The sequence below is a fragment of the Streptomyces antimicrobicus genome (assembly GCF_020532625.1).
Taxonomy (GTDB): Bacteria; Actinomycetota; Actinomycetes; order Streptomycetales; family Streptomycetaceae; genus Streptomyces; species Streptomyces antimicrobicus.
On the sequence record NZ_JAJAUY010000082.1, the window covers coordinates 20,860 to 27,120 of the forward strand.

The window sequence follows — 6,261 nt, forward strand, 5'->3', positions numbered from 1 at the left end:
GGCTCACCCGGCCTGGGCGGGGGACTTCTTCGCCGAGGCCGGGACCGGGCGGTCGTTGCGCACGGCCTCCCACAGCTGGTCGGCCTGCGGCCGGGCCACCACCACGCGGTTGGGGTCCACCTTGTCGTAGGCCACCGGCAGCATGATGGTCTCCATCGTGCTGGGGTCCACGCCCTTCATGCTCTGCGCGAAGTCGGCCAGCGCGGTCAGGGAGCCGAGCTCGGAGTCGGTGGTCAGCGACTTGGTGCCGGCGTCGGCGAGCCGGTAGAGCCGTGCCGGGTTGCCGAAGACGTCCTGCTGCTTGATCTCGCTGAGCATGGCCATCATGAACTGCTGCTGCAGGCCTATGCGCCCGAGGTCGCTGCCGTCGCCGTAGCCGTACCGGGTGCGGACGAACTTCAGCGACTGCTCGCCGTTCAGCCGGTGCGTGCCGGCGTCGAGCTTCAGCCCGCCCTTGGCGCCCGACATCGGCTTGTCGAGGGTGACGGTGACCCCGCCGAGGGCGTCCACCAGGCCCTTGAAGCCGGCGAAGTCCACCTCCACGAAGTGGTCCACGCGGACGCCGGACATCTGCTCGACGGTCTTGACCACGCAGGCCGGGCCGGCCAGCGAGTAGATGGAGTTGAACATCACCCGGTCCGCCGAGGCCACCTCCTCGCCGTCCCGGTCCTTGCACCCGGGCCGCGTGACCAGGGTGTCGCGGGGGATGCTCACCGCGGTGGCCCGGGCGCGGCCCTCGGGTATGTGCACCAGCATCGCGGTGTCCGAACGGGCCCCGCTGACCTGGCCGTGGTCCAGCTCGGCGTTGGCGCCGGCCCGGGAGTCGGAGCCGAGCACGAGGACGTTCTGCGCGCCCGCGACCACCTTCTTCGGGCGGTCGTCACCGATCGCCCGGTCCAGGTCGACGCTGTCGATGTTGCCGTCCAGGTGGCGGTACGCCCACCAGCCCCCACCCGCCGCCAGCAGCACCAGCACGGCCAGGACGAGCAACCCGACCCGCAGCACCCGCCGTCCCCGGCGCCGCCGTCCGCCGGGTCCCGACTCGTCCGGCCGCGCCTCGGCGGCCGCCGCCTCGTCCGCAGCCTCGTCCGCCGCCCCCACCGTGTCCGTCATCGTCCCGAATCCTTCGCTGAACACATGTTTGACGGGAACTATAGGGGCCCGCCCGCCCCGTGGCAGGGCCCCGGGCCCCACCAGGGCCGCGTTCACGCGCCTGTTCGGCTGGCATAAGGTGGCCCGGCGGAGCGACGAGGGAAAGACGACGGGGAGTGAGAGACGTGGGGCGGCGAACCGTACGGCGGGAGCGCGCCGCGAACCGGGGCCGCCGCAGGACCGGCGCACCGGCTCCCCACCGCCCGTCCGCCGCCCGCGTCCTGTTCGTCCTGGCCCACCCCGGCGACGCCTTCGCCGTGACCGGCTCCGAGCTCCACCGCGCCCTGGCCGAACCGGACCGGCCGGTCGCCGTGGTGTGCCTGACCGCGAGCGAACAGGCCGACCGCGACCGGTTGCTGCGCCTGCTCGGCCGGGACGGCCCCTGGCACCGGCGCACCGAGGTACTCCCCGACGGCGCGTCCCTGGACGTGTTCTCCCTCGCCGACGCCCCGCGGGTCGAGGTGTGCTTCACCGGCCCCGGCGCGCCCGTGCCGCCCGGCGCCCCCGACCGTCTGGTGGACCGCGCCGCCGCGTTGCTGGCCCGGTTCACCCCCGGCACCGTCTGCACCCTCGACCCCGACCCCGAACACAGCGGCTGGAGCGAGCGGGACGGCGCCGTCCGCCCGGACCACCCCGACCACCGCGCCGTCGCCGAGGCCCTGCTGGAGGCCGTGCACCGGGCCACCGCCGACGGGGCCGCGCCCGTGGCCGTCGAATGCTTCCGCCCCACCGGGCCCTGCACGGCGGGCCCGGCCAGGCTCCCCGCCGTCGTCCGCTACCCCGGCCGCCGGGTCTGGCTGACCCGCGGCGCCGAGGGCCGGCTCACGGCGTACGCGGCCCTGGGCGGCGCCGTCGCCCGCTGGACCGAACGCCGCCCCGGCGGCCCCGACTGGGGCCCGCGCACCCTGCTGCGCACCCCCCGCCTGCTGCCCGTCCTGGCCGTCGCCCAGGCCCCGCCGGGCTGGGTGCACCTGGTGTCGCTGCGCCGCACCCCCGTCCCCGGGGGCGGGGCGACGGTCGAGGTGATGCACGCCGTGCAGTACCAGAGCGGACGGCCGCCGGGAGCCTGGCGTTCGCTCGGCAACCCCAACGGCACCGGACCCGACAAGGGCCGCGAGGTGGGCGTGCCCGCCGTGGTCGTCGACGCCGACGGCTGCGCCCACGTGTACGTCCGCAACTTCGGACGCGGCGTCAGCTCCCGCTCCCAGCGCCCGGACGGCTCCTGGACCCCCTGGCACGACCTCCAGGGGTCCGACGTCCAGGACGGCCTGGTGGCGCTGCTGGACGACGCGGGCCACCCGGCGCTGTTCGCGCCCTCCGCCGAGGGCGTGCTGTGCTGGCGCCGCGACGCCGCCGGGGAGCTGCGCGCCTCACCGGGCGCGCGGATGCCGCTGGTCGCGGCGCCCGGCACGGCGCTGGCCGCCCTCGCCTCCGGGCCGGGCCGCATCACCGTCTACGGGTGCGACGCGCGCGACCGCATGCTCTACGCCTGCCGCACCGACGGCGCCGCCACCGCGGTCGGCACCGCCGGCGGCGCCGGGGTCACCGCGCTGCGCACCGCCGTCGACGGCTACGACTGCACCGTGCTGCTCCAGCGCTCCGCCGAGGGCGTCACCGCCGTGGGCGCGTACCCGACCGAACAGGAGCACGCGGGCCTGTGGTGGGAGCGGACCGGCGGCACCGGCACCCGGGAACCGGCCGCGGCCGTGGACGCCTTCGGCCGGCTGGTCGTCGCCTCGCTCGACGGGGACGGACGGCTCGCCGTGGCCCGCCAGGACGGGTCGCTGCCCGGCCTGGTCCTGGGCGGGTGGGCGACGGCCTAGGAGCGGAATGCGTTCTGCCATCATCTATTCTTCTCATCTTGCAGCGGTTGGGTCGGGGCTCTGCAACACGAGGGTCCGGTGCGAACACTGCGGGAAGGCTGAGCGTGGCAACCATGCCTGACGTGACGGCACGGGCGCCGGAGTCGGTGGGACTCCCGCGGATCCGGGTCGGTGACACGGGTGACGACGCCTACGCGCACCCGGGGATCACTCCGCTGGCCGCCCGCGAGGGCAACCGCGCCGCGGTCGCCGAGCTGCTGGACCACCTCGGCATCTTCGCCTTCGCCGTCCCCGGCAGGTCCGACCACGGCACCGTCCTCGCCGTCGCCGCCGAGGACCGGGCACGGGTGCTGGAGGCCCTCGCCCGCTGCCTGACCCACAGCCCCGGCCACCTCAGCTGGCTCCAGGAGTCCCCCGTACGAGCCCCCCGGCCGCGGCCCAGCACCGACCCGCGGGCCTGGCACGCCCCGGCCGACGCCATCGGCGTCCAGGTCAGCTGGTACCGCACCGACCCCGGCGGGCACCTGCTGCTCGGTCACGAGTACGGGTGCGCCGTGGAGTTCTGGAGCCGCCGGGGCGACCGGCTGGTGGCCCCGCGGGCCGGCCGCGGCGCCTGGTCGGTGGCCGCCGCCGGCCCCAACGTGTGGGGTGCGGGCCGGATGTTCAGCCGGTTCGTCTCCGACCACACCGCACCGGAGCTGGCGCCCCCGCTGGCCACCCGCCCCGAGTTCCTGGTGCCCGGGGTCGAGGACATCGACTTCCCCGTGGACGCCGTCTACACCTGGGTGGACGGCAACGACCCGGCCTGGCGGGCCCGCAAGGCGGCCGCCCAGGGCGTGGTCTACCACGAGGAGGCGGCGAGCGACGCCCGCTTCCTCAGCCGCGACGAGCTGCGCTACTCGCTGCGTTCGCTGCACCTGTTCGCGCCGTGGATCCGCAACGTGTACGTGGTCACCGACGACCAGGTGCCCGCCTGGATGCGCACCGACGTGCCCGGCTTCCACGTCGTCCCGCACCGCGAGATCTTCCGGAACCCGGCCGACCTGCCGACGTTCAACTCGCACGCCATCGAGAGCCAGCTGCACCACATCGACGGCCTCGCCGAGCACTTCCTGTACTTCAACGACGACATGTTCATCGGCCGCCCGGTGACCCCGCACGCCTTCTTCACCCCGGTCGGCGCGGCCCGCTACTTCCCCTCGCCCAACCGCATCCCCCAGGGCCCGGTCGCCGAGACCGACACCCCCGTCGACGCCGCCTGCAAGAACAACCGCGCCCTGCTGCTGGAGCGGTTCGGCCGCGTCATCACCCAGCCCATGGAGCACATCCCGTACGCCCTGCGGCGCAGCGCCATGGCCGAGGCGGAGGCCGAGTTCCCCGAGGCCTGGGCGCGGACCGCCGCCAGCCGGTTCCGGGCCATGACGGACCTGTCGCCCACCTCCTCCTTCGCGCTCTACTACGCCGCCCTCACCGGCCGGGCCCAGCCCGGCTCGCTGCGCTTCGCGTACGTGCGGCTGTCCGCCCCGGACCTCGCCGAGCGCCTGGACAAGCTCCTCGAAGGGCGCGACCACGACTCCTTCTGCCTCAACGACACCTTCTCCACCGTGGAGGACCTCGAAGCCCAGCAGGAACTGCTCGACGGATTCCTGGGGTCCTACTTCCCGACCGCCAGCCCCTGCGAACACACCGGTGAGGAGCGCGTGCCGTGGCCGAACCCGAATCGATGAGCTCCGCCGCCGAGGTGTACGCCAAGCTGGTGCCGCTGCCGGTCCGGGTCGCCGCCCGCAAGGTGCCGCCGCGGATGCGCCACCGGGTCAGGAAGCGCCTGGACCGTTCGCTGGCCTCGCGCGAGTCGCGCCTGCACCAGCGGGCCCTGAAGCGGGTGCGGGCCGGTGAGTTCGACAACCTTCCCGAGCGCCGGGTCAAGGCCCGCGACGGCCGGGTCGGCCACGTCCACTCCGGGCTGACCGCCGACCTGGCCCGGCGCACGGACCTGGGCCTGGTCACCACCGCGCTGGACCTGGCCGGCGTCCCGTGGTTCGCGGTGCCCGCCCTGGACGACCGGCGGATCACCCTCGCCGTGCCGCAGGACCGCAAGCCCGACGTACGACGGGTGCTGCGGGCGCTGCTGGAGGAGCAGACCGGGTACGTGGTCTCGGCCGTGCCCGCCAACGAGTCCACGGCCCGGATCCCCGGCAGCTACGTCAAGGCGTGGAAGCACTTCGCCAAGGCGAAGGTGATCCGGCTGACGTGGCTGCGCACCGACCCGACCCGGTCCCTGTGGGTCGGCGAGAACCAGGGCGTGGAGATCGAGTTCTGGACGCCGAACACGGCGCTGAGCCACCCCCGGCTGGTGGGGCCGCGCCCCAACCGGGTCCAGCGCGTGGTGCCCGCCGAGGCCGGCCGGGTCGTCGAGATCCCGCACCAGCGGCTCAGCGGCTACGCCGGCACCGCGCCGGACGCCGAGCGGACGCTGACCCGCGAGGACTTCGACGTCCCGCGGATCGAGGAGATCACCTACCCCGTGGACGCGGTCGTGCTCTGGCAGCACACCGAGGCCTGGGCGCAGGAGCTGCTGCGGGCCACGCTGCGCTCGCTGCACCAGTACGCGCCGTGGGTGCGGACCGTCCATCTGGTGGCCTCCGCGCCGGTGCCCGCCTGGGTGCGGGGCAGCGACCGGCTGCGGCTGCTGGGCGCGGCGGCCGGGGCCGAGTCGGCCCTGCACCTGCTGCCCGAGGTGGCGGCCCGCTTCCTGCTGTTCCGGCCCGGGGCCCTGCTGGGCCGGCCCGTGCGCCCCTTCGACTACTTCACCCCGCTGGGCGGGACCCGGCCGCGCCGGGCGGGGTGGACGGCGGCCGAGGCCGCGGCGCCGTGGACCGCGGCGGCCTTCGCCTGCACGGGCCGGGCCGTCGCCCACGGCTACGCCCACGGGCCCCAGCCGTACACGGTCGAGGTGCTGGCCGCCCTCGGCGAGGGCCGGACGGGGACCGGCCCGGCGGCCGATCCGCAGTACGCCCCCGAGCTGCCGGTCACGCACCCGGCGGACGGCGTGGTCCACCACGCCGCCCACGCCGTCGGTCTCGCGGAACCCTCCGGCGAAGCCACGCTGACGCTGCACGCGGCCATGCCCGGGCTCAAGCGGTGGCTGGACCGGCTGCTGGTCCGCCGCGACCTCCAGCAGTTCCACCTGGCGGGCCTCGGCGCGGCGGAGGCCGCCGCCCAGGCCGTCGAGGGCGGCCGTACCGGAACCCGTTCCGTCCTGGACTTCCTCCGACGCTACTACCCG

General features: G+C 75.3%; 4 protein-coding genes. 3 read left to right on the forward strand and 1 reads right to left on the reverse strand.

What is annotated here, in order from left to right:
• Positions 1-3: 3 nt before the first annotated feature.
• A complete protein-coding gene (locus LG632_RS19855; RefSeq protein ID WP_226728704.1) occupies positions 4-1,113 on the reverse strand; it encodes an LCP family protein in 1,110 nt (369 codons plus the stop codon).
• Positions 1,114-1,277: 164 nt separating this feature from the next.
• Between LG632_RS19855 and LG632_RS19860 the strand changes: the two genes are divergently transcribed.
• The 3 genes from LG632_RS19860 to LG632_RS19870 all read left to right on the forward strand — a co-directional run.
• Positions 1,278-2,975, forward strand: a complete 1,698-nt coding sequence (locus LG632_RS19860; protein WP_226728705.1) for a PIG-L family deacetylase — start codon at positions 1,278-1,280, stop codon at positions 2,973-2,975.
• Between the two features lie 113 nt (positions 2,976-3,088).
• Positions 3,089-4,702 (forward strand): stealth family protein, encoded by a 1,614-nt coding sequence (locus LG632_RS19865; RefSeq protein ID WP_226728706.1) that lies wholly within the window; start codon positions 3,089-3,091, stop codon positions 4,700-4,702.
• A partial coding sequence (locus tag LG632_RS19870) for a sugar phosphotransferase (protein WP_226728707.1) occupies positions 4,681-6,261 on the forward strand: 1,581 nt, incomplete at its 3' end. The genes LG632_RS19865 and LG632_RS19870, both read left to right, overlap by 22 nt.